Here is a 23,703-nt window from a genome sequence, read left to right as displayed (position 1 = left end):
GAGGAAAACGTTCGGAAGGCAGCGCGGGCGCGTCAGAGCCTGTTCAGACTGCGTCGATGGTGAACAGGTTTGTGCCCGGCGGCGGCTTCCCCAATCAGTACGTCGCCATCTGCGGGTCCACCTGGTTAGCCCAGGCGTGGACGCCGCCTTGCAGGTTGTAGACACGCGCGGCATCAAAGCCACCCTGCGTGATCAGATACTGCGCAACCTGCGCGCTGCGTCCGCCGTGGTGGCAGATGCAGACGATGTCTTGGTCAGCATTCAGCTCGCTGGCACGCGCCGGGATCTGGTCCATCGGAATGTGCGTAATGCCGGGAATGGCACAGATCTCCAACTCCTCCGTCCAGCGCACGTCGAGCAGGACGGGCTTCGCGCGCGATGCGTCGGCGAGCCATTGGGCGAGGGCGGTGGGAGCGAGCTGTTGCATGATGATTGGGGAGCCGAGATGGATCAGAAGCGGAAGAGCGACGGTGCAGGAACGCCCACCAGCGGCGCCACATAGGTCTCGAACAGGTTGCGCGTCTGATATTCGGTGTTGGAGATGCGCGTGATCAGCTGTGCTTCCATGACCGGCGCGCCGCCCACGAAGATCGACAGGCGACCGCCCACCTTGAGCTGCTTGAGCAGTGCTTCCGGCACGGCGGGCACCGAGCCCGATACGCAGATGACGTCGTACAGGCCATCGCCCCAGCCCTGCGCGCCGCTGGCTTCGACCACGTCGACGTTGGTTACGCTATTGCGCGAAAGATTGTCGCGGGCAAAGGAGACGAGCTCCGGCACGATGTCGAGTGTGGTGACTTGGCGGCCGCGATGGGCCAGCAGGGCGGCCATGTAGCCGGAACCTGCACCCACTTCCAGCACGTCTTCATGCTTGCGCACAGCCAGCTCCTGCAGCACCCGGGCTTCCACACGCGGAGCCAGCATGTTCTGGCCGCCGGCCAGCGGGATTTCCATGTCGACAAAGGCCAACGCGCGGTAGGCCTCAGGCACGTAATGTTCGCGTTTGACGACGCTGAGCAGGTCGAGAACGTCGGTATCGAGCACGTCCCAAGGACGGATTTGCTGCTCGATCATGTTGAACCGGGATTTTTCGATGTCCATGGGCATGCCTTCCACGCGGAGCGAGTGATGCGAATGAGGGTTTGACGACAAACCCGGCATTTTAGCAAGTCCGGAGGACATTCCGGCAGACATTGTCATGACGCGGTGCCTTCATCGGGGTTGCCAGGACCTTCTGGCAACGTGCGCCACGGTTGTGCGGTGAGGGCGGGCGGCGGCGGAATCACTGCGCCTGTCACTGGATTGCGAAGCACGCCGTGCAGCAGCAGCGACACCACATGGGAGATGAACGCCTTAGGCTCCAACTCCCGGTGCGAGCACGGGCCGAACGAATGCTTCCACATCATGAGGAAGATCATCGGCGCGACCATGGTCAGCGTGGTGAGGTCGATGTTGACGTCGCGGAATTCGCCGCGGGCCATGCCCCGTTCGAGGATGCGCGCGAACAAGCGGTCGCAGCGCTCGATCACTTCTTCGTGGTAGTACTGCGCCAAGTCCGGAAAGTTGCCCGATTCGGCCATCAGCAGCTTGGTGAGGCCCGAAGCTGGCGATTCGCCGATCAGTTCCCACCAGCCCATCAGAATCTCGTGCAGCAGCGCTTCGCTGGTGCCATCAAAGCTGTCGATCAGGGCTTCGCCCTCAGCCAGTGCGGGCACCAGGTTTTCCTGCACAACGGCCTTGAACAGCTCTTCTTTGTTGGCGAAATACAGGTAGACCGTGCCCTTGGATACCCCGGCTGCAGAGGCCACATCTTCCAGCCGCGTGGCCGCGTAGCCGCGCGCCACGAACAGGTTCAGCGCGGCAGCGACCAGTTCTTGGGGGCGGGCCTCTTTGCGGCGGGTCCAGCGTTTGGAGGAAGACTCGGAATCTTGATCAGTCACGGCGGTAGGGGGTCAGTCAGTGCGCACGATCACTGACTCACAGATAACTTACTTTCCGGTCATTAATGTACGCATGCCGCAAGGGTGGGTCAAGCGGCATCGGCATTGTCAATCAGACTAGGCCTCGATTGTGCTGGTGCACAATAGCGGTTTCCGCCCCGATTTCGTTGACTTGGACAGCATGGACTGTCGACCCCACTGCGGCGCGTGCTGCATCGCGCCTTCCATCTCCAGCCCGATTCCTGGCATGCCGAACGGCAAGCCGGCAGGCGTGCGCTGCGCGCAACTGGACGAGGCCAACGGTTGTCGTATCTTCGGCCAGCCGGAACGTCCGGCGGTGTGCGGTAGCCTGCAGCCCGAGCCCGACATGTGCGGCCGCTCGGCCACCCACGCCATGCAGTTTCTGACCCGACTTGAAATCGCTACCGCAGCGCACTGATTTACCATGACCGATTCCACGAAACCTGCCGCCCGCTCCAACCGCGTCCGCTGGTGGGCGGGTGCGGCCGCTGTTGCTGTGACCGTTGCCGTCACGCTCGTGGCTTGCATGCCGACCGGCTGGACTGGCGACGGCTACACCTTTTCCCGCGGCCAGATGCAAGATGCCCTGGCGCGCAAGTTTCCGTTCCAGCGGCGCTTTCTCGGCTTCTTTGACGTGACATTGTCCAACCCGCAGGTGTCGCTTGACCCCGCGCGCAATCGCATTGCCATCCAGGCGGACGCTGTGGTGCAGAGCGGTCTGTTCCGTCAGCCGCTGACGGGGCCTCTGGCCGTATCCAGCGGCTTGCATTACGACTCGCCCACGCATTCGATTCGCCTGGATCAGCCCACTGTCGATCGCTTCGATTTGCAGAACGTGCCCGGCGGCATCGGCCCGCAGATCAGTTCGATCGGTTCGTTGATTGCCGGCCAACTGCTCAGCGACTACGCCGTCTACACGTTCAAGCCCGAACAGCTGAAAGTGGCTGGCATTGCCGTAGAGCCCGGTACAATCACGGTTTTGCCCGAAGGCGTGCACGTTCAGGCCAAGCGGCCCTGAGTCCTGCTGCGCGCCCAGCGCTTCATTTTCTTTTCCCTCTTTGCTTACTGCATGGATATCGCACTCGCCATCAAAGCGCTGATTCTCGGCATCGTCGAAGGTCTGACCGAGTTCCTTCCCATTTCCAGCACGGGCCATTTGATCCTCGCTGGCCAACTGCTCGATTTCAATGACGAGAAGGGCAAGATCTTCGAGATCGTGATCCAGTTCGGCGCCATCCTAGCGGTGTGCTGGGAGTTCCGTCACAAGATCATCGACGTGATCAAGGGTCTGCCGAATGACCCGCGCCAGCAGCGTTTTGCAATCAACGTGATCGTGGCGACGATTCCTGCGATCACGCTTGCGCTGATCTTCGGCAAGGCGATCAAGGCGCATCTGTTCAACCCGATCGTGGTGGCGTCGGCGTTCATCCTCGGGGGCTTCGTGATTCTGTGGGCCGAATGGCGCGAACGTCATCGCGGCGAGACGCACGATCCGCGCGCCAATGCACTGCTCGAAGCCGCCAAGGCTGGCGCGCCACGCATTGAAACGCTGGATGACCTGCGCATCTCCGATGCCATCAAGGTGGGCTTCGCGCAGTGTTTCGCGCTGATTCCGGGCACGTCGCGTTCGGGCGCGACCATCATCGGCGGCTTGCTGTTCGGGCTGTCGCGCAAGGTGGCCACGGAGTTCTCGTTCTTCCTGGCGATTCCCGTGATTTTTGGCGCGACGGTGTACGAGCTGTACAAGTCGCGCGCGCTGCTGTCGGCTGACGATCTGTCCATCTTCGCGGTCGGTTTTGTGGCCGCATTCATCTCGGCGTTCTTCTGCGTGCGCTGGCTGCTGAAGTTCATTGCCACGCATGATTTCCGCGGCTTTGCTTGGTACCGGATCATCTTCGGGGTCATCGTTCTGGTGACGGCTTATACGCACCTCATCGCCTGGCAAGCCTAAGCCACCGGCGAGCATTTCCCTTCCTCGGTGCGAGGCTTTCGCACCGTCTGCACGATCGGGCGGATTCGGACACACTGGCGGTTTCTTTAGCCAGCCGCTGACTGCCGAATCTCCCGATCATGAGTGCTCTTTTCCAGCCTTTTTCCTTGCGCGGTCTCACGCTTGAGAACCGCATCGTCATCTCGCCGATGTGCCAGTATTCGGCCGTCAACGGCCAAGCTACGGCGTGGCACCACACACATTTGGGCGGCCTGTCGCTTTCGGGGGCCGGGTTGCTGATGATCGAGGCGACCGCCGTGTCGCTGGAAGGGCGCATTACGAACGGTTGCCTGGGTTTGTGGGACGACGCGACCGAAGCCGCGCTTGAGCGCACGCTTGCTGCCATTCGCCAGAACGCGCTGGTGCCGATCGGCATGCAGATCGCGCACGCAGGCCGCAAGGCTTCAAGCGCTCGGCCCTGGGAAGGCGGTGCATTGTTGGCGCTCGATGCCGGCGGCTGGGAAACGATGGGTCCGTCCGCGTTGCCGCAGCGCCCCGAAGAGCGCGCCCCGCGCGAGATGTCCGATGCGGACCTCGCCCGCGTGCGCGACCAGTTTGTCGATACCGCGCGCCGGGCTGTGCGTTTGGGGCTATCGGCCATCGAGCTGCACGCCGCGCATGGCTATCTATTGCACGAATTCCTGTCGCCGATTGCCAATCAGCGCACCGATGCCTATGGCGGTTCGCGTGAGAACCGCATGCGTTATCCGCTGGAGATTTTTGAAGCGGTGCGCGCCGTGGTGCCGGACAACATTCCGGTTGGCGTGCGCGTGTCTGCCACCGATTGGGTGGAGGGCGGTTGGACGCCGGAGGATTCGGTGGTATTTGCGCAGGCACTGCGTGCGCGCGGCTGCGATTGGATCGATGCGTCGTCAGGCGGTGTGTCGCCGCTGCAGCAGATTCCGCTCTCTACGGGCTATCAGGTGCCGTTCGCCGAGAAGATCCGCCACGAAGCGGACATCCCCACCATCGCCGTTGGGCTCATCAACGAAGCACACGAGGCGGAGGCCATCGTTGCGCAAGGGCGTGCGGATTTGGTCGCCGTCGGCCGGGCCTTTCTCTACAACCCGCACTGGGCCTGGGCTGCGGCTGCCGAACTGGGCGCGACGGTCAAGGCGCCGCCGCAGTACTGGCGCGCTTTCCCGCGCCACGCCAAGAACCTCTTCGGCGATACGCATTTCGGCGCACGCTAACGCGGGCTAGCGTGCGCGGATACGGCTAGCCGCGCTTGCGGAAGACCACGTCCCACACGCCGTGCCCGAGGCGCAGGCCGCGTTTTTCGAACTTGGTGACGGGGCGGTAGTCGGGGCGCGGCGCGAAGCCGTCGGCGGTGTTTTCCAGCGTCGGTTCGGCGGACAGCACCTCCAGCATCTGGTGAGCGTATTCCTCCCAGTCGGTCGCGCAATGCAAGTAGCCGCCGGGCTTCAGGTGGGCCGCTAGACGCGCCACGAACGGGCTTTGGATCAGGCGTCGCTTGTTGTGGCGCTTCTTGTGCCACGGGTCGGGGAAGAACACGTGGATGCCATCAAGCGTGCCTTCCGGAATCATCTGCGCCAGCACCTCCACCGCATCGTGCGAAACGATGCGGATGTTGCCGATCTCGCGTTCGCCGATCAGCTTGAGCAGTGCGCCAACGCCCGGCTCATGCACTTCCACACCGAGAAAATCGTCGTCCGGGCGCAATTGCGCGATGTGCGCGGTGGTCTCGCCCATGCCGAAGCCGATCTCGAAGATGCGCTTGGCGCCGGTGCGGCCGAAGGCGGCTTCCCAGTCGAGCGGCTCGGCAGTGTAGGGCAGTTGGAAGCGGGGCCCGAGTTCATCGATGGCGCGCTGCTGGCCGGTCGACGTGCGGCCGGCCCGGCGCACGAACGAGCGGATGCGGCGTGGGTGCCCGGTTTCCGCGCCCGTTTCGTCGCCTTCCGCGGTATTGGTGTCTTGCGATTCCGGCGTGATGTCGTCGGGGCCGGTGCCCGGTTGTCCGATGGGCTGCATGGAGATCCCGTGCCGTTTGCCCGTCGGTGGAATGAGGGGCGAGCAGGCAACAAAAAAGCCGCCGAGGGCGGCTTCAGACTATTCGGTGGAGCGGGCGATGGGAATCGAACCCACGGCTCTAGCTTGGGAAGCTAGGGTATTACCATTATACGACGCCCGCGCAGTCCATCATTTTATGCGGGGTTGTCAAACGCTGGCAAGTACCCGCAATGACAAGAGAGTGTTCGCGCTGGTGCTGCTTGATGCGCTTGTAGATGGCGACGAAGGGGTCCGTGCAAAAGTGGATCATTTATACTGACGCCCCAACGCAGCGGGACACGCCAGTGTGCACAAATTGTCGTTGGTTTGTCCGGTGCCGGAATGCGCACAAGGCCGTCGAGTCTAGGTGGGTTGCGCAAGTGTCCAGCCCTCTCCCCGGGAAGGGGGAATGTTCTGGTAACAAGCGTAGTCTGCGCCGCGTTAAGGCGCGCGACGTTCGGGCTCTGAGCCTATGAAGATGAGAGATGATCAAAGCTAAAGTCGCTGCTATCAGTACCTACCTACCGATCCCGGTTCTTGACAATGAAGAGCTGGCGGCCCTGTTTCCGGAGTGGTCGGCAGAGAAAATTCTGAACAAGACCGGTATCGCTGAGCGGCGAGTGTCCGCGCCTCATGAAACGGCCGGAGACTTGGCGTTTGGTGCGGCAGAGGTGCTATTCGCCGAGCATAGAATCGACCGGAAATCGATCGACTTTCTGCTGTTCTGCACACAATCACCGGATTACATTCTGCCGACGACGGCATGTGTCCTGCAAAGCAGGCTGGGTTTGCGTCAGGATATTGGCGCCTTGGATTTCAACCTCGGTTGCTCGGGGTTCGTGTATGGCCTCTCTCTGGCAAAGGGTTTGATTGAGGCGGGTAGCGTTCGTCGCATTCTTTTGCTGACGGCCGACACTTATACAAAATTCATCCATCCGCGTGACAAGAGCGTACGCACCATTTTCGGCGATGGCGCAGCCGCAACCTTGATCGAGGCTCACCCAAGCGAAGGTGACGCGATTGGACCGTTCATTTTTGGCACGAATGGCGAGGGCGCGGAAGACCTCATCGTCAAAACGGGCGGGGCTCGTCACGCGCGTAATGAGGCGTCTGCCGTAGAGTACGAAGATACTTCCGGCAATGTGCGCACTGAGAATCACCTGAAAATGGATGGTGCCGCGGTAATGGCCTTCACATTGAAGGCGGTACCCACATTGGTTAGGCAATTGCTGGAGACAGCAGGACTTGCGGTGGATGACCTCGATCATGTTGTCTTTCACCAAGCAAACACGTTCATCCTGGAGAGCTTGCGCAAGAAGTGCAAAATCCCAGAGGACAAGTTTGTCATTCATATGGAGCACTGTGGCAATACCGTGTCGTCAACTATCCCGATCGCACTTAGTTCGTTGCCGCAGGTGACGGGGCGTAGTCGCAGGATCATGGTGGTGGGATTTGGAGTCGGATTGTCTTGGGCCGGTACTATCATCGATTACTGACGAACTACCTTTTATTGATTGGAGAGGAAATTGGAAAAGCTATACGCAGAACTGGCCGAGATTCTGGAGATCGATCCCTCGACCGTTGGCCCGCAATTGGCGCTGCACGACCACGGTTGGGATTCGCTTGCTGTGGTATCGACCATCGCGATTGTGGACGAACTGTTTAACGTGACGCTGGACGGTGCGGCGTTGGGCAAGTGCGCAACGGTTGCCGATATTGAAGCGTTGATCACTCGAGCCACGGCATGAGTAACCGGGTAGCGTCTGGTAGCGCCCACCGCCTTGACGGTGTCGCCATTCGTGGCGTGGTATCGGTGTTGCCGCGTCGTGAGATTGACAATCGACGTTTCGAAGTAGAGTTCGGAGAGGAGTCAGTTCGCGACGTCGTCAAGATGATCGGTGTGCGTAGGCGCTATTGGGTCGAAGAGGGGGTTACAGCTTCCGACTTGTGTTTTCAGGCGGCCAACACGCTGCTCACACGGTTGAACTGGGACAAATCAACGGTTGACGCCTTGGTTTTTGTCTCTCAAACGCCCGACTACCGTCTTCCCGCGACGGCGTGTGTATTACAAGGGCGTTTAGGCCTGGATATCGGTTGTGCTGCGTTCGATGTCAATTTGGGATGCTCTGGCTACACTTATGGCCTATGGCTAGCATCCAGCCTGATTAGGGCGGGTTCGCGCCGGGTGCTGCTGTTGGCCGGCGATACGATCAGCCGCACAGTGTCGCCCTCGGATCGCGCTACTGCGATGCTGTTTGGGGACGCGGGTACCGCGACAGCGATTGAGCTGGATGCGCAGGCTGAATCGAGCGTGTTTGTCGTGGGTACGGACGGTCGTGGCGCAACCAATCTCTTGATTCCTCAGGGAGCATATCGAGAGAGCAATACTAAAGATGAGCGTCTCAACGGCCGTGATCCGACCTGTCTCTTCATGGACGGAGGAGAGATATTCAACTTCACTTTGCGTTCGGTACCGCCTTTGATGGCAGATACGCTGTCCGTGGCTAAGCGATCAATCGATGAAGTTGACGGTGTTCTTTATCACCAGGCAAATGAGTTCATGCTGAAGCATCTCGCGCGCAAGTCAAAAATTCCCGCGGAAAAATTTCATACCAACATCGACCTGTACGGCAACACGAGTTGCGCGTCAATTCCGCTGCTCATGACCACGAACCTGAGCGAGCAGCTCGCTGCATCACCCATGACTTTGCTGATGGCGGGGTTTGGAGTGGGCTACTCTTGGGGTTCCGCTTTGATGAGCGTTGGCCCGTTATCTTGCAACGAAACTGAGTTCTACGATGCTGTTTGATCGCCAAGCACTGATTGGAAAGCGTTATTTGATTACCGGTGGATCGTCAGGTATTGGTCGAGCAACTGCGGTTGCCTTGGCCGCATGCGGCGCGTCTCTGGTCGTAATGGGGCGAGACGAGACTCGTACGTGTGAGACGGTCGCGATGTTGGGCACGGATGTGCCGCATACGCCCGTCGTTGTCGATTTCCAAGATGCAGACACAACTGCCGATGCTGTCAAAGAAGCAGCGGTTGCGGTCGGTGGCGTTGATGGGGTATTTCATGGGGCGGGCCTTGAATTGCTACTTCCCATCAAGATGACGAAGCGCGCGAATCTCGACAAGATTTTTGCGTCGAGTGTTTTTCCGGCCTTCGGGATTGCCCGTGCCCTGTCGCTGAAAGGTGTGGTGAGAGAAGAGGGGGGAGCCTTTGTAATCATGTCCTCTGCCGCTGGATTGCGTGGGCAGTCGGGCATGACCGCGTATTCCGCTTCCAAGGCCGCTGTGGACGGCATGATGCGTTCGTTGGCTGTTGAGTTGGCTCCTCGCGGTATTCGCGTCAACAGCATTGCAGCCGGTGCAGTTGAGACGGCAATGCATGGGCGCTTGGCGAGCACGCTGCCTCCCGCAGCCATGGAGGCCTACGAAGCAAAGCATTTGCTGGGTTTCGGGCATGCGGACGATGTAGCTTCTGCTGCAGTGTTCTTGCTTTCACCGGCCGCGCGTTGGATTACCGGTACGACGATGGTTGTTGACGGTGGATTTACGGTGCGCTAATGAAACGCTACGTAGTTGTTGGTGGTGGCGGATTCGGCCGAGAGGTTATCTCATGGATTCGTCAGATCGCGTCGGGTGAGGCGCGAGGCGATGTTGTCGGAGTTCTAGATAGCAACCCCGCATGTCTCGATGGCTTCAACTATGATGCCCCCTACCTCGGGACACCGCAGGAGTATCGTCATGCCGATAATATTGAGCTTGTGCTCGCGGTGGGGAGTCCTGTCGCCAAGTATGCGTTGGCTGAGCAACTGCGTGCGGTAGGTGGAAAATTCGCCACAATCGTTCACCCCAGCGTAGTGATTGCTGCGACCGCCAAGCTGGGCCAAGGGGTAATCATCTGCCCGCAGTCCCTCGTCTCGGCCGATGCGCATGTAGGCGATTTCGTGACAATCAATGCGTGTTCTTCGGTTGGCCACGATGCACGTATCGGACACTACAGCACGCTTAGTGCGCATGTGGACGTCATGGGGTTTGCTGTATTGGGTGAGGCGTGCTTCCTAGGCTCGGGGGCTCGCGTTATGCCAAAGGTTACGGTTGGCAATCGATGCACCGTTGGCGTAGGCGCTATTGCTATGCGTCGGCTCCCTGATGGTATGACCTTATACACTCCGCCCTCCAAAAAAATGTAACGGACAAGCGTGTGCGCCGTTGGTTTCGCGTACATGCAATTCGTCGAGTTGCTTGTCGACAAGGCTGCATTTCGGGTCACGACTGAAGACATTTCGCCGCAGAGATACCGTGTTAGAAAATAGACTCTCCCGCCAATACTGGCACTTGGTTGCTCATAGACGTGAACTGCCGACCAACAACGACTATCTCAAGTTGAAATGGGCGGCCGGCGACCTCGTGATCTTCAACGACGGCGGTGACCTTGTCGCCTTTGACAACCTCTGCCCGCATCGAGGAACGCGTTTGTTCCTCGACGAAAGCGGCAACTCGCCTGCGCACTGTCCCTATCACGGCTGGAGCTACCGAGGCGGGAAGGTTCACGTGCCGAGTCCAGATAGATTTAAACCTTGCGATCTCTCTTCCGCGCGTTTGAATGCTTTCCAGATGGACTGGGCGGGTGATTTTCTGTTCATTGGTATCGAGCCAAAGATGTCACTGCCGGAGCAGTTGGGGGAAATCATGCCTCTGTTGGAGGACATTTCCTTCAATATTGCTGGCCGTTTCGATTTCAGCCAATACGACTACCAGTGCAATTGGCGAATCGCGCTTGAGAATGCGCTGGAGCCGTATCACATCGACCTGATTCATCCTGACTCGTTGGGAGCCCTGCAGCTGACTGATGGCGTGAACGCGTTCCACGGCGTGAACTCAGTGTGGCGCGCTGAGCTTGGTGATGCACGGTTGGATAAGCGACTCAAGTCGATGAGTCGACTCTTTTCTCTGGATTTCCAGTACGAAGGTTATTTGAGTCTTTACGTTTTCCCCTATGCAATGCTGTCATCGACTTATGGATTTTCCTACTCCCTGCAGAATTTCTTTCCCGCCGCCAGTGCGGATCGCACACATTTCGCAAGTCGATTGCTAACAGCACCCCCCTTACCTGGGAAACAAACGCTCGCGGACGTATTCTTTCAGTCCACGGCTGCTGTGAATCGACAGGTGTTCGAGGAAGATCACGAAATTTGCCGTCGAGTGCCTCGAGAGGCAATCGATACGCATACCATCTTGGCGGATAATGAAGAAAAAATTCGACACTTTCGAGCCTTGATCGCCACGTCCTGATTTTTCTGGATAGGGCAAGGTGCAAGTGTTGTAGTACTCGGCACGACGCAGAGACGTGCTTTAAGGATTGGCTAATTGTCGGCTAATCGCTTCGCTTCTGATTGGACCCAGATAATCCACTGGCAAGCATTGCTATGTGCCCGTGGTCGATTCCGCAGAGCGGGCAGAAAAGTTGCCCTGGGTCTTAGGCCCGAGTCGTGCTGTAGAAGAAGCGCGTCCCCGCATTGGGCGTCTTCTCACGAATGCCGACATTGCGCATGTTGCTTGCGAGCGGTACGCATGCCGATCAGCTCCTCAATGACGAAGTGGTATGGCGGGCCGGTCAAATAGCCTATCGTCCAGATGGCTTTTCACGCCGCCGCACCATACTCCTTTTATTCTCATCCCACGCCGGGAACACCGTCGATCGCTTGACCACGCCATACGCAAAGCTTGTGTCGATGGCGGCGATGCCCGGAATGGCATGCAATTGCACGCGCACGAACTGCTCGTAGTCCTGCAGGCTTTCCACCAGCACGCGCAGCAGGTAATCCGCTTCGCCGGTCAGTACATAGCAATCGAGGATCGCGTCGATGGCGCGGATACGGTTCTCGAACGTCGAGACCACCTCCCGCGAGTGCTGCTGCAGACGAATATGCACGAATGCCGTGACCGGCAGCCCGTACGCCTCTTCATCGACGATGGCCGTGTAGCCGCGGATGATGCCCGCATCTTCCAGTAACCGCAGCCGGCGCAGGCAGGGCGAGGGCGACAGGTTGACCCGCTCCGACAGCTCCTGGTTGGTCAAGCGGCCTTCTTTCTGGAGGGCGGCAATGATCTGCCTGTCTTTCTTATCCATATGATTTTTCCGGTGTGGCAGGTTCTGCCAAAGCGGAGCGAAGTATTAGCGGAAATAGCAAGATACTACCTTTTGTGCTGGGGCATTCTGTCTCCATTCCGAAATCGAGGGTGGGGCGGCATGCGTGGTTCGACATTGACGGTGGGCGTGGGCGTGCAGGCCGGGCGAAATGCCTTCCAGGCCAGCCCGCTGATCGGGTACGCGGCGATGGTGCTGACGGTGCTGATCTGGGCCGGGTTCGCGCTGTCGATCCGGGCCATTGGCGCTTCGCCGCTGGCGCCTGCCGACGTGGCGCTCATCCGATTCGGCTTGCCGACCCTGTTGCTGTTGCCGTTCCTGCCCTCCCGCTGGCCGATGCTGCGGCGGGTCAAGCCGCTCAGCGCACTGATGGTCCTGGTAGGCGGCGGCGTGCCGTTCTTCTTCATGGCTTCGGCCGGCGGCAAGGTGACATCGGCCGCCCACGTGGCTGCGTTGATCGCGGGCACGACGCCGTTGTCGGTGGCGCTGATTGCGTATGTGGTGGACCGCCAGCGTATCGCTGCGGCACGCGGGCGGGCGATCGCGATCATCCTCGCAGGCGTGCTGCTCTTGCTGGTATCGCAATCGCGCGCGTCGCACGGCGCGTTTGTCGCCGGTGCCGCATTGCTGTTGCTGGCGAGTCTGCTCTGGGGCAGCTACACGTTGGGGCTGCGCCGGGCGGGGCTTGATGCCATCGGTTGCGCATTGCTGTTGAGTGTGCCGTCTTTCTTGCTCACGGCGCTGCTGGCGGGCCTGGGCGTGGTCGACAGCCATATCGGGCACTTCACCGTGGCCAACGCCATGCCTTTCTTGCTGGCACAGGGCTTGGGGGTTGGCGTGATTTCAAGTCTGTCCTATGCACTGGCGATTCGTCATCTGGATACGCCGCGCTGTTCCGCCATTGGTTCGCTGGCGCCCGCGCTGGCCTGTCTGGGGGCTGTGCCTTTGCTCGGTGAATCGCTGACCCTGACCGTTGCATGCGGCATTGCTGTGATCACCGCTGGCGTGATCCTCGCAAACCGTGCGTAGACCATCGCATCGCCTTTCCGGAGACCACACTATGCTCGCAACTCTCGCCACCGTTGCCCCGGACCCGCTGTGGGGACTGACCGCGGCTTTCCGCGCGGACCCTCGGCCCGACAAGGTTGATCTTGTGGTGGGTGTCTACCGCGATGACACCGGGCAGACGCCGGTCATGGCCGCGGTGAAGGCCGCCGAGGAGCGCCTGGCCGCCGCCGGTGCCTCCAAGGCTTACCGTGGGCTGGCCGGCAACACCGACTTCAATGCCGGGTTGTCGACGCTGCTGCTCGGCAACGACGTGGGTCGCCTGGCACGCCAGCACACGATGCAGACCGTGGGTGGGACCGGCGCGCTCAGATTGCTCGCTGACTTCATCGCCGTGGCTTCGCCGGGTGCTCGTGTCTGGGTGTCTGACCCTGGCTACGTCAACCACGTGCCCATCATGCGAGCGGCCGGGCTTGCAGTAGACCGCTACCGCTGGCGTGCCGAAGGCGGGCTGCTCGACGCGGATGCCATGTTCGCGGACCTGTGGGCTGCGCGTGCTGGCGATATCGTTCTGCTGCATGGTTGCTGCCACAACCCGACCGGCATCGACATGGGCGTCGGGGTCTGGCAAACCCTGGCGGAGCGCTGCGCGAAGCAGGGCCTGATCCCGCTGGTCGACATGGCCTATCTGGGTCTCGCCGATGGTCTGGAGCAGGACACCGCGGGCCTGCGGTTGCTCGTCGATGCGCTTGATACGGTGCTGGTGGCGGCAAGCTGCTCGAAGAGCATGGGCCTGTACTGCGAACGCACCGGCGCGGCGATGGTGATCGGCAAGAACAGCGCTGCCCTGCAGCCGGTGGGCGGCGTGCTGGAGCGCATCACACGCAGCAACTACTCGATGCCGCCTGACCACGGCGCTGCCATCGTGGCTGCCATCCTGGGCGATGTCGCATTGACGGCATCCTGGCGTAACGAGTTGGAGCACATGCGTCAGCGCATCGTGGGCAACCGGCACCGTCTGGATGACGCACTGGCCAGTCTGGGCGCCCCCGTTTCGCTACAGAATCTGGCGCGGCACAAGGGTATGTTTTCCATGCTGCCGTTGGATGCCGATGCCATGGAGCGTTTGCGCGCAGATCACGCCATCTATGGCACCCAGGGCGGCCGGATCAATATTGCGGGACTCGCACCGGAGCAGACCGACCGGGTTGCGGGCGCGCTCGTTGCGGTGGCGTCGGATATGACCTGTACGCTGGTCTGATCGATCTGGATGACTTTGCCTTGAACCCAGGCAACCCGCTCGCCGATTTGCTGCGCGAACGGAAGCCGGCGAGCGAGCTGCAAAGGCCGTCACGCCCCGCTTCTTCCGGCTACCAAGCACGGACGCGTGGGAATGCCGCACGCCGTGTTATCGGTGCCGTTGCCTAGCGCCGCAGCGCCATCGCCTGCATTGCCGCATCCACGAACTTCGCAGCGGCGTGTTCGCCCGCCATTGGGGAGGCAGCCTTGGCGCACGCGGCAACCACGTCGCACAGCGATTGCGGATCTTCCTTGCAGGCGCGCAGCAGCGGCATGGCGGCACCCGCAGCCGAACCGAAGTGCTGCACAGCCAAACGCATCAACTCGACCTTGACGACATTGGGCAACACGTCGGCCAACTCCGGCGGAACGGCCGACGGTGGCACAGAAAAAGTCTGGACTGGCGCCGCAGGCGGCGTGCTCGCGTCATTGGCCGCAGGCTCGTCGATGGGTGCCGCCACCGCTTGCAGGCCCAGCGTCATGCCGGTCAACGGTGGCAGTTCGTCGTAGATGAGCGACAAGGCGGCAGGTGCGCCGTCGGCTTGATCGTCAAGCAGCGGACGGTTGAAGTGGGCGATGGGGTCGAACGGTTCAGCGGCCGATGCGTTCTCACGCGAGATACCGGGCAGCACGTCGACCATGCCGGCCTGTTGTAGCCCCGCGAGCAGTTCGTCCAGATCGGGCCAGTCGCTCAGCAGTTGATGCAGTTGCCCGACCGTGCGGGCACCGTCGATGAGGATCAGCAGATGGCGCTGGCGCATCTGCATGTCGTGGCGGCGCTCGGCCAAGGCTTCACGGCCGTCCTCGGTTTTGACCAGGACGTTCGTCGTTGCAAGCATAGTGATTCCCCGTTAAGCAGCTCGCCCGGCATCTTGATGTGCCGGTGCAAGCTGTACGTTAGTCATCACATCCGGGCCGTGCCATCGTTCAATTGGCGGAGATGACAAAACGGGGAACCAACGATTGGTCTAGCTCCGCCACGATTCCAGTGCTGGCGCGGGTTCGCCGGAGGTGCCGCTGTGCTGAGCCAACGACTGGGCGTAGCTCGCATACCACGTCAGAACGTCCGGATTGGCCATTGCATCAGGGTTGGCAACGCGCTCGGGCGGCGCGCCCAGCAGCAGCTTCTTGATCGGTACTTCCATTTTCTTGCCCGAGAGCGTGCGCGGCACGCCGGGCGCCTGCACAACCACGTTGGGCACATGCCGGGCCGATAGTCCTGCCTTGATGCGCGCGTTGATCGTGCTGCGCAGCGTGTCGTCGAGCGTCGCGCCCTCGCGCAGCACGACGAACAGCGGCATAAACGATTCCCGGCCGAGAAATTCCAGGTCGACGACAAGGCTGTCGAGCACTTCGGGCAGGTCTTCCACGACGCGGTACAGCTCCGCAGTGCCCATGCGGATGCCGTGGCGGTTGATGGTGGCGTCGGACCGCCCGTAGATGACGGCGCCGCCACGCGGGGTGATCTTGATCCAGTCGCCGTGGCGCCACTGGCCGGGGTACATATCGAAGTAGCTGTCGCGGTAGCGGCTGCCATCGGTGTCGCCCCAGAAGAAAAGCGGCATTGACGGGATGGGCGCGGTGCAGACCAGTTCGCCGACCGCGTCGATGAGCGGTTGGCCGGCCTCGTCCAGGGCTTCCACACGCGAGCCGAGGTTGCGGCATTGCATCTCACCCGCATAGACGGGCAGCGTGGCGACGCCGCCCACGAAGCATCCGGCGAAGTCGGTGCCGCCGGAAATCGGATTGAGCCAGACGTCGGCCTTCACGTGGTGGTAGATCCAGTCATACGCCTCGGCCGAGAGCGGCGAACCGGTCGATCCGACCGCACGCAGTTTCGACAAGTCGAAATCGCGACCGGGCTCGATACCGGCCTTCAGGCAATTGGCGAAGAACGCCGCCCCGGCGCCGAAGAACGTTACGCCCGCATCCTGCGCGAAGCGCCACAGCGTATTGAGATCGGGCGTGCCGGGATTGCCGTCGTAAATGGCGAGCGTGACGCCGCCGAGCAGGCCGCTCGCCTGCGAATTCCACATGACCCAGCCGGTGCTGCTGTACCAGTGATAAACGTCGTCGGGACCAAGGTCGAGATGCAGCGCGCCCATCATCGTCTGCACCAGCAGCAGGCCGCCGTGGCCATGCACGATGGGCTTGGGCATGCCGGTGGTGCCGGACGAATACAGAATCCACAGCGGGTGGTCGGCAGCGACCGGTGTGATGACGAGCGGCACGTCGCTGGCCGTCAAGTCGCGCCAGTCGTGGGCGTCCGGGAAGCGCGCGCGGTTGATATCGCCGAGCAGTTGCGGCACGAGCACGAGGTGTTCGACGGTGGGCAGCGTGGCGACCATCTCCGCGATTACGTCGGTGCGGTCGAAAGCGCGTCCGCCATAGTGATAGCCGTCCACCGCGATCAGCACCTTCGGTTCGATCTGCCGGAAGCGGTCCGTGACGGCCACCTGGCCCATGTCAGGCGCGCAGACTGACCAGACGGCCCCCACGCTGGCCGCAGCGAGGAACGCGACGATGGCGTCTGGCGTGTTCGAGAGATACGCGGCAACGCGGTCGCCGGGCTCCACGCCCATCTTGCGCAGTGCATCGGCCAGAGAAGCGACGCGTTGGCGCAGTTCTCGCCATGACAGATCGGCCAGCGGCTTGGTCTCGCTGGCGTAGCGGATGGCGGTGCGGTCGGGGCTGCCGCCTTCTTCCACATGGCGCATGACCTGATCGACGTAATTGAGCTTGGCGCCGAGCAGCCACTGCGCGCCAGGCATGGTGCGGTCGCCGAGCATCCGCGTGAACGGTGTCGAGGCGCGCAGGTCGAGGTAATCCCAGACGGACGTCCAGAATGCTTCCAGCTCGGTGGTAGACCACTCCCAGAGTTGGGCGTAGTCCTCTGGCGTGGTGGCTGAGAAGCGCAGGCCGCGTTCGCGCGCAAGCCAATCGAGATAGTGGGTCAGGCGCGAACGCGCGATGAAATCAGCAGACGGCGTCCATAGCAGGGCGCCTTCCTGGATGGTGCTCATGTGTCTCCTCCGCCGGCCAGGCAAGGGGAAAGGCCGCCCGCTCTATCAATGTGGCAGGTCGGCCGATAGGGGATGGCGGTTCAGATGCCGCCCATGCACAGATACTTGAGTTCGAGATATTCGTCGATGCCGTAGACCGAACCTTCACGGCCCAGGCCCGATTGTTTGATGCCGCCAAACGGCGCCACCTCATTCGAGATGAGCCCCGTGTTGATGCCGACCATGCCGTACTCAAGCTGTTCGGCCACGCGCCAGATGCGGCCGATGTCGCGGCTGAAAAAGTACGACGCCAAGCCGAATTCGGTGTCGTTGGCCAGGCGCACGACTTCCGCCTCGTCCTGGAACTTGAAGATGGCGGAGACCGGGCCGAAGGTTTCTTCGCGCGCGATCAGCATGTCGGGCGTGGCGTCAGCCAGCACGGTGGGCTCCACGAAACGCTGCGAGCCGAAGCCCTGCATCAGCTTGCCACCGGCAGTCAGGCGTGCGCCTTTCTGCGTCGCGTCGTTGATGTGGCGCTGCACTTTCTCCACGGCCTGATCATCGATCAGCGGGCCTTGCACCACACCCGTCTCGAAGCCGTTGCCGACCTTGATGCCGCGCACCTTGACCGAGAGCTTTTCGACAAACGCGTCGTACACCGAGGCATGCACATAGAAGCGGTTCGTACACACACAGGTCTGGCCCGCGTTGCGGTATTTCGACTGCACTGCGCCTTCCACGGCAGCATCGATGTCGGCGTCGTCGAACACGATAAACGGCGCATGGCCGCCCAGCTCCAGCGCGACCTTCTTCACCGTCGGCGAGCACTGCTGCATCAGGATGCGGCCCACCGGCGTCGAGCCCGTGAACGACAGATGCCGCACGATCGGCGATTCGCACAGGGCCTTACCGATGGCGATCGAGCGGTCCGCATCGCCCGTCACCACGTTGACCACGCCCTTGGGAATGCCCGCGCGGTGCGCCAGTTCGGCCATCGCCAGCGCAGACAGCGGCGTCTGTTCAGCCGGCTTGATGACGATGGTGCAACCTGCCGCCATGGCCGGCGCAACCTTGCGGGTGATCATCGCCAGCGGGAAGTTCCACGGCGTGATGGACGCGCACACGCCCACCGGCTGCTTGAGCACGACCATGCGCTTGTCGCGCCAGGTGCTGGCCATCACGTCGCCCGAGACGCGCTTGGCCTCTTCGGCAAACCATTCGATGAACGATGCCCCGTAGACGATCTCGCCCTTGGCTTCGGCCAGCGGCTTGCCTTGCTCTGCCGTCATGAGGGCGGCGAGGTCGTCGGCATTGGCGATCAGCAGGTCGAACCAGCGGCGCATCAGCGCTGCGCGCTCCTTGCCAGTCAGCTCGCGCCACGCAGGCCACGCCGCGTTGGCCGCGTCGATCGCGCGCAGCGTTTCTGCATGCCCGAGGTTGGCGACGTCGGTCAGGTGTGCGTTGGTCGCAGGGTCGTGGACGGGGAAGGTCGCGCCGTCGGCGGCGCCAACCCAGGCGCCGTCCACATAGGACTGCGTTTTGACGAGGGTGCGGTCTTTGATGCGCTCCAGCGCGTTGGCGGCGGTGCGGGATGAGTCGAGTGCTTCGGCCATGGCGTTCTCCATAAGGAAGGCGGACCCAGTAGACAAAAAGGGCCCGCCTTTTAGATGCAGCAGTCGCTTAACTTGCTAAGAATAACCGAACGATCGTTCGCTCGCAGACTGAGCCGCCAGGCCTTGTGGTTATTGGAAGAGCGTGTCCCACATGGTGTCGACCTTAGCCTTGACGGCGGCATCCATGACGATGGGCTGGCCCCATTCGCGGGTGGTTTCGCCCGGCCACTTGTTGGTGGCATCGATGCCCATCTTGGAACCCAGCCCAGACACGGGGGATGCGAAGTCGAGATAGTCGATGGGCGTGTTCTCGACCATGACCGTATCGCGCGCCGGGTCGACCCGCGTAGTGATCGCCCAGATCACTTCCTTCCAGTCGCGCAGGTTCACATCGTCGTCCACCACCACGATGAACTTCGTATACATGAACTGCCGCAGGAAGCTCCACACGCCGAACATCACGCGTTTGGCGTGGCCCGCGTATTGCTTCTTCATGCTGACCAGCGCCATGCGGTAGCTGCAGCCCTCGGGCGGCAGATAGAAATCGGCAATCTCCGGAAACTGCTTCTGCAGCAACGGCACGAACACTTCATTGAGCGCCACGCCAAGCACGGCCGGCTCGTCGGGCGGCTTGCCTGTATACGTAGAGTGATAAATCGGGTCGCGGCGCATCGTAATGCGCTCGACCGTGAACACCGGAAACCAGTCCTGCTCGTTGTAATAGCCGGTGTGATCGCCGAAGGGGCCTTCGAGTGCGTGCTGATAGCCGCTCGGGTGTGTCGGGTCGGGCTGGATATGACCTTCGAGGATGATCTCGGCGCCAGCCGGGACTTGCAGTTGTGCCTGCGCGAGCGAGGGTGTCAGGCATGTCGCAAGCTCGGTCCGACTGCCACGCAGCAGACCTGCGAACTGGTATTCAGATAACGTGTCCGGCACCGGCGTCACCGCGCCGAGAATGGTGGCCGGGTCGGCACCCAGCGCAACGGCAATTGGAAACGGCTGGCCCGGATTGGCGATGGCGTGTTCGCGGAAGTCCAGCGCGCCGCCCCGGTGCGCCAGCCAACGCATGATGACCTGGTTGCGACTGATGACCTGCTGTCGATAGATGCCAAGGTTCTGCCGCTTCTTGTGCGGCCCGCGCGTGATGACCAGTCCCCATGTGACGAGCGGTGCCGCATCGCCCGGCCAGCATGTCTGTACGGGAATGCGCGCGAGGTCGACGTCATTCCCTTCCCACACGATCTCCTGGCACGCTGGCGAAGACACCTTGCGGGGCGCCATGTCCCACACGGCCTTGGCCATCGTCCACAGCTTGCCGGCTTCACGCAGACCGCGCGGCGGTTCGGGTTCTTTCAATGCCGAGAGCAGGCGCCCCACGTCACGCAGTTCATCGAGTGACTCCGCACCCATGCCCAGCGCCACACGGCGCGTGGTGCCGAACAGGTTCGCGAGCACCGGCATGTCGTACTTCTGCGTGCCATCCACCGGCTGCTCGAAGACCACCGCTGGGCCTTCGGCGCGCAGCAGGCGGTCACAGACTTCGGTCATTTCCAGGCGCGGCGATACCGGTTGGCGCACGCGGCGCAGTTCGCCCGTGCGTTCGAGCTGGGCGAGAAAGTCACGTAAGTCCCTGTATTGCATGGAGATTTTGTAACCAAAGGTAAGGTGGGTCGCCTACAACGTGGAGGGGCCGGCCCTCCGAACGGTCGTCCGGGAGACATTTTTTTGGTGTAGGCAGGGTGGCCGCGATTGTACGGCCAAAACCCCACGGCCCCCTGATGACAGAACGCATCGCAGGTCAGCTAGCCCCAACAACACCGGCTTAATCATAACTTTTGGATATGAAAACTTACTTCTTTATGATTGACTTGGCATAACGCGCTTCCTACAATCCAATCCGATCTGGTAATTGTTGCAACGCAACATGTTTTCGGCTAATGCCTTCGCCCAACTCTCCGACGTATGAGGGGCGACACCAGAGCACATCAGCATCGCTGCGGGACGTGACCTCCCCAAGGACACGGCCCGCATTTCTCTGGGCACTAGGGGAGTGCCCCCAACAGATGCCGGCTGACTGCAACAGCGCGGCATCCTTACTAAAAACCGTTGCGACACGAAACGCACGGCGCCATGCAAAAGAAAGGCGTCTACCGGATCAGCGCAGCGGACGGAGGTAAGTATGAACGGTTGGAAAACCCTTCATTCTTCCGGGATCGGATCGGCGCTGCAACGCCGGCTCGTAGCCCCGGTTGGCCGCCGCCTCGCGCGTGCAGGTCAAGTTGCGCTGCCTCGTAAGCTGCGCATGGAGTTGAACGCAGGGGGCGCTGCCGCGTCCCGCAATGAGTTGCATCCTGGCGTGCTGCTGGTGTTCCGCAGCGGGCATGTCGTGCTCAATAGCATCGGCTTGCTGGCTGTGGCCGCTGCAGTCGCGCTCTCGCTCAACAGCGAGTGGCGTGCCACGGTCGCTCAACGCGTGCTGCATTTCACGCCGGGTGTCGACATCAGTGTCGCCTCGGCCAATCCGTCACCCGCGATTGCGGCTGGCGTGCAGCCGGTAGCTTTTGCGCCGACTGCGCCGTCTGCCGGTACGGGCGCCGCCCAGGCTGTGGCCCCTGCTACGGCCCAAGGCGGCACGGTGGCGGCTGCCGGTTGGGACACGCTATCCAAGGTGCCGTCCGTGGCCGAGTTGGCCGCGCAGATTCCGAACACGCAAGTCGTCCGCGACGCGCGTGAGTCGGCAACCGCCGGTACCCCGCGAGAGCAGGCTGCCGTGGCGGAGTACATTGCCCGCAAGTACCGCGTGGCGGCCACTGCCACGGGCCAGTTGGTGAAGGCGGCCTATCAGACCGGCAAGGAAGTCGGCCTGGATCCGTTGCTCATCCTCGGCGTGATGGCGATCGAGTCCAGCTTTAACCCGTTCGCCGAAAGCGGTATGGGTGCGCAGGGCCTGATGCAGGTCATGACCAAGGTCCACCAGGACAAGTACGAGGTGATGGGTGGCGTTGGTGCCGCGCTCAACCCGTACGCCAACATCAAGGTCGGTGCGCTCGTGCTGAAGGATTGCATCGCGCGTGCAGGTTCGATCGAAGGCGGCCTGAAGCTGTATGTCGGTGCGGTCACACAAGGCGACGGCGGCTACGGCGGCAAGGTGCTGCAAGAGCGTTCGCGCCTGCGCATGGTGGCTACCGGCCACCGTTCGCCGATGACGGCGGCGTCGGAGCGCGAATCGGCGAAGCCGGTCGCAGCGGCAACGCCTGTGACGCAAGCCGAGGCGAAGACGCAAGCCGCCAAGGCGGCCGACAAGCAACCGGCTACAGGTCAGCAGGAAGAGGCGCGTCTGGATGACAAGTCCCAAGGCCAGGCCTGATTGACTTGCTTGGCTGCGCTATATAAGAAAGGCCGTCCTTCGGGACGGCCTTTTTGCTTGGACGAGGCGCGGAGATCGTTTTACCGTCCGAACAGCTTGCCCAACCTCGCGACGGCTTCTTCCAGATGTGCCATCGATGTTGCGTACGACAGTCGGATGTAGTGCTGGGCCGTGTGCGGACCAAAATCAAGCCCAGGCACCAGCACTACGCCGGCGTCATGCAGCATCGACTGGGTGAGGGCATCGGCATTGGAAGCGTGCGGGTGGTTTACGCCACGGCAATCGGCGTAGACATAGAACGCCCCATCCGGCTTGACCGGTACCTTGAAGCCAAGCGACTCCAGCGCCGGCACGATGAAATCGCGGCGGCGACGGAATTCGGCCTTGCGTGCCTCGTAGATCGCCAGCGCTTCCGGTTCAAAGCACGCGAGCGCGGCATACTGCGCCACCGCCGACGCGCAGATGAACAGGTTTTGCGCGACTTTCTCGAACTCTGGTACCAGTTCGGCGGGCGCTACCAGCCAGCCAAGGCGCCAGCCGGTCATATTGAAATACTTGGAAAAGCTGTTGATGGTGACGACATCGTCGCCGAACGACAGTGCTGAAACGGGCGCCTGATCGTACGAGAGGCCTTGGTAAATCTCGTCGACGATCGAAAATCCGCCTTGCGCGCGTACCGTCTGCACGATCCGCTGCAGCTCGTCTGGCAGGATCGACGTGCCGGTCGGGTTGGATGGGGAGGCCAGCAACACGCCCTGCGTACGTTCCCCCCAGTGAGCTTCGACCTGCGCGGCCGTCAATTGGAAGCGTTCTTCCGGCCCCGATGGCACCAGCTTTGCCTCGCCATTGAAGGCCGCCACGAAGTGACGGTTGCACGGATAGCTCGGATCGGGCATCAGGACTTCGCCGCCAACCTCCACCAACACCGCACACGCCAGCAGCAGCGCTGCCGACGCGCCCGCCGTGACAATGATGCGCTCGGGCGCAATGTCGAGGCCGTAAGTGGTCTGGTAGTAGCGGGCGATGGCTTGGCGCAGTGGGCGGATGCCCAATGCGCCGGTGTACTGCGTGACGCCACGCCGCATGGCGTCGGCGGCGGCTTGCACGACGGGCTCGGCGGCGGTGAAGTCCGGCTCGCCGATGCCCATGTGAATGATGCTGCGTCCGGCCAGCTCCAGCTCGCGGGCCTGCTTGGCCAGCTCCATCACGTGAAAGGCGCGGATATTGGCCAGCCGGGCGGCTGTCTGCAGGCTGTGGGCGTCCATCTTGAAGCGAAGCGAAAGGGTAAAGCGAAGAGCAGACG

Annotated in this window: 23 protein-coding genes and 1 tRNA gene; 13 read left to right on the top strand and 11 right to left on the bottom strand. The window is 61.8% G+C overall.

Annotated elements, in window-relative coordinates:
- Nucleotides 1-94 precede the first annotated feature (94 nt).
- The 3 genes from BG83_RS0108985 to BG83_RS0108975 all read right to left on the bottom strand — a co-directional run bounded on the left by BG83_RS0108985 (nt 95) and on the right by BG83_RS0108975 (nt 1,940).
- On the bottom strand, nt 95-427 hold the full coding sequence (locus tag BG83_RS0108985) for a rhodanese-like domain-containing protein (protein ID WP_024976400.1): 333 nt from the start codon (nt 425-427) through the stop codon (nt 95-97).
- Between the two features lie 23 nt (nt 428-450).
- A complete protein-coding gene (locus BG83_RS0108980; protein WP_024976399.1) occupies nt 451-1,101 on the bottom strand; it encodes a protein-L-isoaspartate O-methyltransferase family protein in 651 nt (216 codons plus the stop codon).
- 95 nt (nt 1,102-1,196) lie between these two features.
- Nucleotides 1,197-1,940 carry a TetR/AcrR family transcriptional regulator gene (locus BG83_RS0108975; protein WP_024976398.1) on the bottom strand — a complete coding sequence of 248 codons (744 nt, stop codon included), beginning with the start codon at nt 1,938-1,940 and terminating at the stop codon, nt 1,197-1,199.
- A 181-nt stretch (nt 1,941-2,121) separates the two neighbouring features.
- On the opposite strand from BG83_RS0108975, the gene BG83_RS0108970 reads away from it, so the two are divergent.
- The 4 genes from BG83_RS0108970 (at nt 2,122) to BG83_RS0108955 (ending at nt 5,144) form a co-directional block, all read left to right on the top strand.
- Nucleotides 2,122-2,379, top strand: coding sequence for a YkgJ family cysteine cluster protein (locus BG83_RS0108970; protein WP_080693671.1), 258 nt, complete (start codon nt 2,122-2,124; stop codon nt 2,377-2,379).
- A 6-nt stretch (nt 2,380-2,385) separates the two neighbouring features.
- Entirely contained in the window at nt 2,386-2,979 is a 594-nt protein-coding gene (locus tag BG83_RS0108965; RefSeq protein WP_024976396.1) for a DUF1439 domain-containing protein, read from the top strand.
- A 51-nt stretch (nt 2,980-3,030) separates the two neighbouring features.
- On the top strand, nt 3,031-3,912 hold the full coding sequence (locus BG83_RS0108960; RefSeq protein ID WP_024976395.1) for an undecaprenyl-diphosphate phosphatase: 882 nt from the start codon (nt 3,031-3,033) through the stop codon (nt 3,910-3,912).
- 119 nt (nt 3,913-4,031) lie between these two features.
- On the top strand, nt 4,032-5,144 hold the full coding sequence (locus BG83_RS0108955; RefSeq protein WP_024976394.1) for an NADH:flavin oxidoreductase/NADH oxidase: 1,113 nt from the start codon (nt 4,032-4,034) through the stop codon (nt 5,142-5,144).
- Nucleotides 5,145-5,169: 25 nt separating this feature from the next.
- On the opposite strand, the gene trmB is transcribed toward BG83_RS0108955, so the two are convergent.
- Nucleotides 5,170-5,943 carry a tRNA (guanosine(46)-N7)-methyltransferase TrmB gene (gene trmB, locus BG83_RS0108950; protein ID WP_024976393.1) on the bottom strand — a complete coding sequence of 258 codons (774 nt, stop codon included), beginning with the start codon at nt 5,941-5,943 and terminating at the stop codon, nt 5,170-5,172.
- 86 nt (nt 5,944-6,029) lie between these two features.
- Nucleotides 6,030-6,103, bottom strand: a tRNA-Gly gene (locus BG83_RS0108945).
- A gap of 343 nt (nt 6,104-6,446) precedes the next feature.
- On the opposite strand from BG83_RS0108945, the gene BG83_RS0108935 reads away from it, so the two are divergent.
- The 6 genes from BG83_RS0108935 to BG83_RS0108910 all read left to right on the top strand — a co-directional run bounded on the left by BG83_RS0108935 (nt 6,447) and on the right by BG83_RS0108910 (nt 11,258).
- Nucleotides 6,447-7,457 (top strand): 3-oxoacyl-ACP synthase III family protein, encoded by a 1,011-nt coding sequence (locus tag BG83_RS0108935; protein ID WP_037031659.1) that lies wholly within the window; start codon nt 6,447-6,449, stop codon nt 7,455-7,457.
- 30 nt (nt 7,458-7,487) lie between these two features.
- Nucleotides 7,488-7,709 (top strand): acyl carrier protein, encoded by a 222-nt coding sequence (locus BG83_RS0108930; protein WP_024976391.1) that lies wholly within the window; start codon nt 7,488-7,490, stop codon nt 7,707-7,709.
- The gene (locus tag BG83_RS0108925) at nt 7,706-8,770 is read left to right on the top strand and encodes a ketoacyl-ACP synthase III (RefSeq protein ID WP_024976390.1); all 1,065 of its coding nucleotides are present in this window, start codon (nt 7,706-7,708) and stop codon (nt 8,768-8,770) included. Before BG83_RS0108930 ends, BG83_RS0108925 begins: the two co-directional genes overlap by 4 nt.
- The gene (locus BG83_RS0108920; RefSeq protein WP_024976389.1) at nt 8,763-9,527 is read left to right on the top strand and encodes an SDR family oxidoreductase; all 765 of its coding nucleotides are present in this window, start codon (nt 8,763-8,765) and stop codon (nt 9,525-9,527) included. Before BG83_RS0108925 ends, BG83_RS0108920 begins: the two co-directional genes overlap by 8 nt.
- Nucleotides 9,527-10,156 (top strand): acetyltransferase, encoded by a 630-nt coding sequence (locus tag BG83_RS28625; RefSeq protein WP_080693660.1) that lies wholly within the window; start codon nt 9,527-9,529, stop codon nt 10,154-10,156. Before BG83_RS0108920 ends, BG83_RS28625 begins: the two co-directional genes overlap by 1 nt.
- A 109-nt stretch (nt 10,157-10,265) precedes the next feature.
- Nucleotides 10,266-11,258, top strand: coding sequence for an aromatic ring-hydroxylating oxygenase subunit alpha (locus BG83_RS0108910; RefSeq protein WP_037031656.1), 993 nt, complete (start codon nt 10,266-10,268; stop codon nt 11,256-11,258).
- 331 nt (nt 11,259-11,589) lie between these two features.
- On the opposite strand, the gene BG83_RS0108905 is transcribed toward BG83_RS0108910, so the two are convergent.
- Nucleotides 11,590-12,096, bottom strand: coding sequence for an Lrp/AsnC family transcriptional regulator (locus BG83_RS0108905; RefSeq protein WP_024976386.1), 507 nt, complete (start codon nt 12,094-12,096; stop codon nt 11,590-11,592).
- Between the two features lie 120 nt (nt 12,097-12,216).
- On the opposite strand from BG83_RS0108905, the gene BG83_RS0108900 reads away from it, so the two are divergent.
- Together BG83_RS0108900 and BG83_RS0108895 are read left to right on the top strand one after the other, a co-directional pair.
- Entirely contained in the window at nt 12,217-13,143 is a 927-nt protein-coding gene (locus BG83_RS0108900; protein WP_024976385.1) for a DMT family transporter, read from the top strand.
- A 31-nt stretch (nt 13,144-13,174) separates the two neighbouring features.
- On the top strand, nt 13,175-14,380 hold the full coding sequence (locus BG83_RS0108895) for an aromatic amino acid transaminase (RefSeq protein WP_024976384.1): 1,206 nt from the start codon (nt 13,175-13,177) through the stop codon (nt 14,378-14,380).
- Nucleotides 14,381-14,543: 163 nt separating this feature from the next.
- Here the strand turns inward: BG83_RS0108895 and BG83_RS0108890 are convergent, their stop codons facing one another.
- The 4 genes from BG83_RS0108890 to ubiD form a co-directional block, all read right to left on the bottom strand.
- Nucleotides 14,544-15,257 carry a hypothetical protein gene (locus BG83_RS0108890; protein WP_024976383.1) on the bottom strand — a complete coding sequence of 238 codons (714 nt, stop codon included), beginning with the start codon at nt 15,255-15,257 and terminating at the stop codon, nt 14,544-14,546.
- A gap of 129 nt (nt 15,258-15,386) precedes the next feature.
- On the bottom strand, nt 15,387-17,441 hold the full coding sequence (locus BG83_RS0108885; protein WP_024976382.1) for an acetoacetate--CoA ligase: 2,055 nt from the start codon (nt 17,439-17,441) through the stop codon (nt 15,387-15,389).
- Nucleotides 17,442-17,521: 80 nt separating this feature from the next.
- Nucleotides 17,522-19,033 carry an NAD-dependent succinate-semialdehyde dehydrogenase gene (locus BG83_RS0108880; RefSeq protein ID WP_024976381.1) on the bottom strand — a complete coding sequence of 504 codons (1,512 nt, stop codon included), beginning with the start codon at nt 19,031-19,033 and terminating at the stop codon, nt 17,522-17,524.
- Between the two features lie 129 nt (nt 19,034-19,162).
- On the bottom strand, nt 19,163-20,674 hold the full coding sequence (gene ubiD / locus BG83_RS0108875) for a 4-hydroxy-3-polyprenylbenzoate decarboxylase (protein WP_024976380.1): 1,512 nt from the start codon (nt 20,672-20,674) through the stop codon (nt 19,163-19,165).
- Nucleotides 20,675-21,212: 538 nt separating this feature from the next.
- Here ubiD and BG83_RS0108870 point away from each other — a divergent pair.
- Entirely contained in the window at nt 21,213-22,400 is a 1,188-nt protein-coding gene (locus tag BG83_RS0108870; protein WP_024976379.1) for a lytic transglycosylase domain-containing protein, read from the top strand.
- An 80-nt stretch (nt 22,401-22,480) separates the two neighbouring features.
- Here BG83_RS0108870 and BG83_RS0108865 read toward each other — a convergent pair whose 3' ends face one another.
- Nucleotides 22,481-23,665, bottom strand: coding sequence for a pyridoxal phosphate-dependent aminotransferase (locus BG83_RS0108865; protein ID WP_024976378.1), 1,185 nt, complete (start codon nt 23,663-23,665; stop codon nt 22,481-22,483).
- Nucleotides 23,666-23,703: the final 38 nt, after the last annotated feature.

This window comes from Ralstonia pickettii (genome assembly GCF_000607165.1).
Taxonomy (GTDB): domain Bacteria; phylum Pseudomonadota; class Gammaproteobacteria; order Burkholderiales; family Burkholderiaceae; genus Ralstonia; species Ralstonia holmesii.
This window is presented reverse-complemented; position numbering and strand designations above follow the sequence as displayed.

Excerpts from the sequence above, each read along its gene's own strand:
- BG83_RS0108985 (WP_024976400.1), bottom strand. The coding sequence starts at position 427 with ATGCAACAGCTCGCTCCCACCGCCCTCGCCCAATGGCTCGCCGACGCA.
- BG83_RS0108980 (WP_024976399.1), bottom strand. The coding sequence starts at position 1,101 with ATGGACATCGAAAAATCCCGGTTCAACATGATCGAGCAGCAAATCCGT.
- BG83_RS0108970 (WP_080693671.1), top strand. The coding sequence starts at position 2,122 with ATGGACTGTCGACCCCACTGCGGCGCGTGCTGCATCGCGCCTTCCATC.
- BG83_RS0108965 (WP_024976396.1), top strand. The coding sequence starts at position 2,386 with ATGACCGATTCCACGAAACCTGCCGCCCGCTCCAACCGCGTCCGCTGG.
- BG83_RS0108960 (WP_024976395.1), top strand. The coding sequence starts at position 3,031 with ATGGATATCGCACTCGCCATCAAAGCGCTGATTCTCGGCATCGTCGAA.
- BG83_RS0108955 (WP_024976394.1), top strand. The coding sequence starts at position 4,032 with ATGAGTGCTCTTTTCCAGCCTTTTTCCTTGCGCGGTCTCACGCTTGAG.
- trmB (WP_024976393.1), bottom strand. The coding sequence starts at position 5,943 with ATGCAGCCCATCGGACAACCGGGCACCGGCCCCGACGACATCACGCCG.
- BG83_RS0108935 (WP_037031659.1), top strand. The coding sequence starts at position 6,447 with ATGATCAAAGCTAAAGTCGCTGCTATCAGTACCTACCTACCGATCCCG.
- BG83_RS0108925 (WP_024976390.1), top strand. The coding sequence starts at position 7,706 with ATGAGTAACCGGGTAGCGTCTGGTAGCGCCCACCGCCTTGACGGTGTC.
- BG83_RS28625 (WP_080693660.1), top strand. The coding sequence starts at position 9,527 with ATGAAACGCTACGTAGTTGTTGGTGGTGGCGGATTCGGCCGAGAGGTT.
- BG83_RS0108905 (WP_024976386.1), bottom strand. The coding sequence starts at position 12,096 with ATGGATAAGAAAGACAGGCAGATCATTGCCGCCCTCCAGAAAGAAGGC.
- BG83_RS0108900 (WP_024976385.1), top strand. The coding sequence starts at position 12,217 with ATGCGTGGTTCGACATTGACGGTGGGCGTGGGCGTGCAGGCCGGGCGA.
- BG83_RS0108895 (WP_024976384.1), top strand. The coding sequence starts at position 13,175 with ATGCTCGCAACTCTCGCCACCGTTGCCCCGGACCCGCTGTGGGGACTG.
- BG83_RS0108890 (WP_024976383.1), bottom strand. The coding sequence starts at position 15,257 with ATGCTTGCAACGACGAACGTCCTGGTCAAAACCGAGGACGGCCGTGAA.
- BG83_RS0108885 (WP_024976382.1), bottom strand. The coding sequence starts at position 17,441 with ATGAGCACCATCCAGGAAGGCGCCCTGCTATGGACGCCGTCTGCTGAT.
- BG83_RS0108880 (WP_024976381.1), bottom strand. The coding sequence starts at position 19,033 with ATGGCCGAAGCACTCGACTCATCCCGCACCGCCGCCAACGCGCTGGAG.
- ubiD (WP_024976380.1), bottom strand. The coding sequence starts at position 20,674 with ATGCAATACAGGGACTTACGTGACTTTCTCGCCCAGCTCGAACGCACG.
- BG83_RS0108870 (WP_024976379.1), top strand. The coding sequence starts at position 21,213 with ATGAACGGTTGGAAAACCCTTCATTCTTCCGGGATCGGATCGGCGCTG.
- BG83_RS0108865 (WP_024976378.1), bottom strand. The coding sequence starts at position 23,665 with ATGGACGCCCACAGCCTGCAGACAGCCGCCCGGCTGGCCAATATCCGC.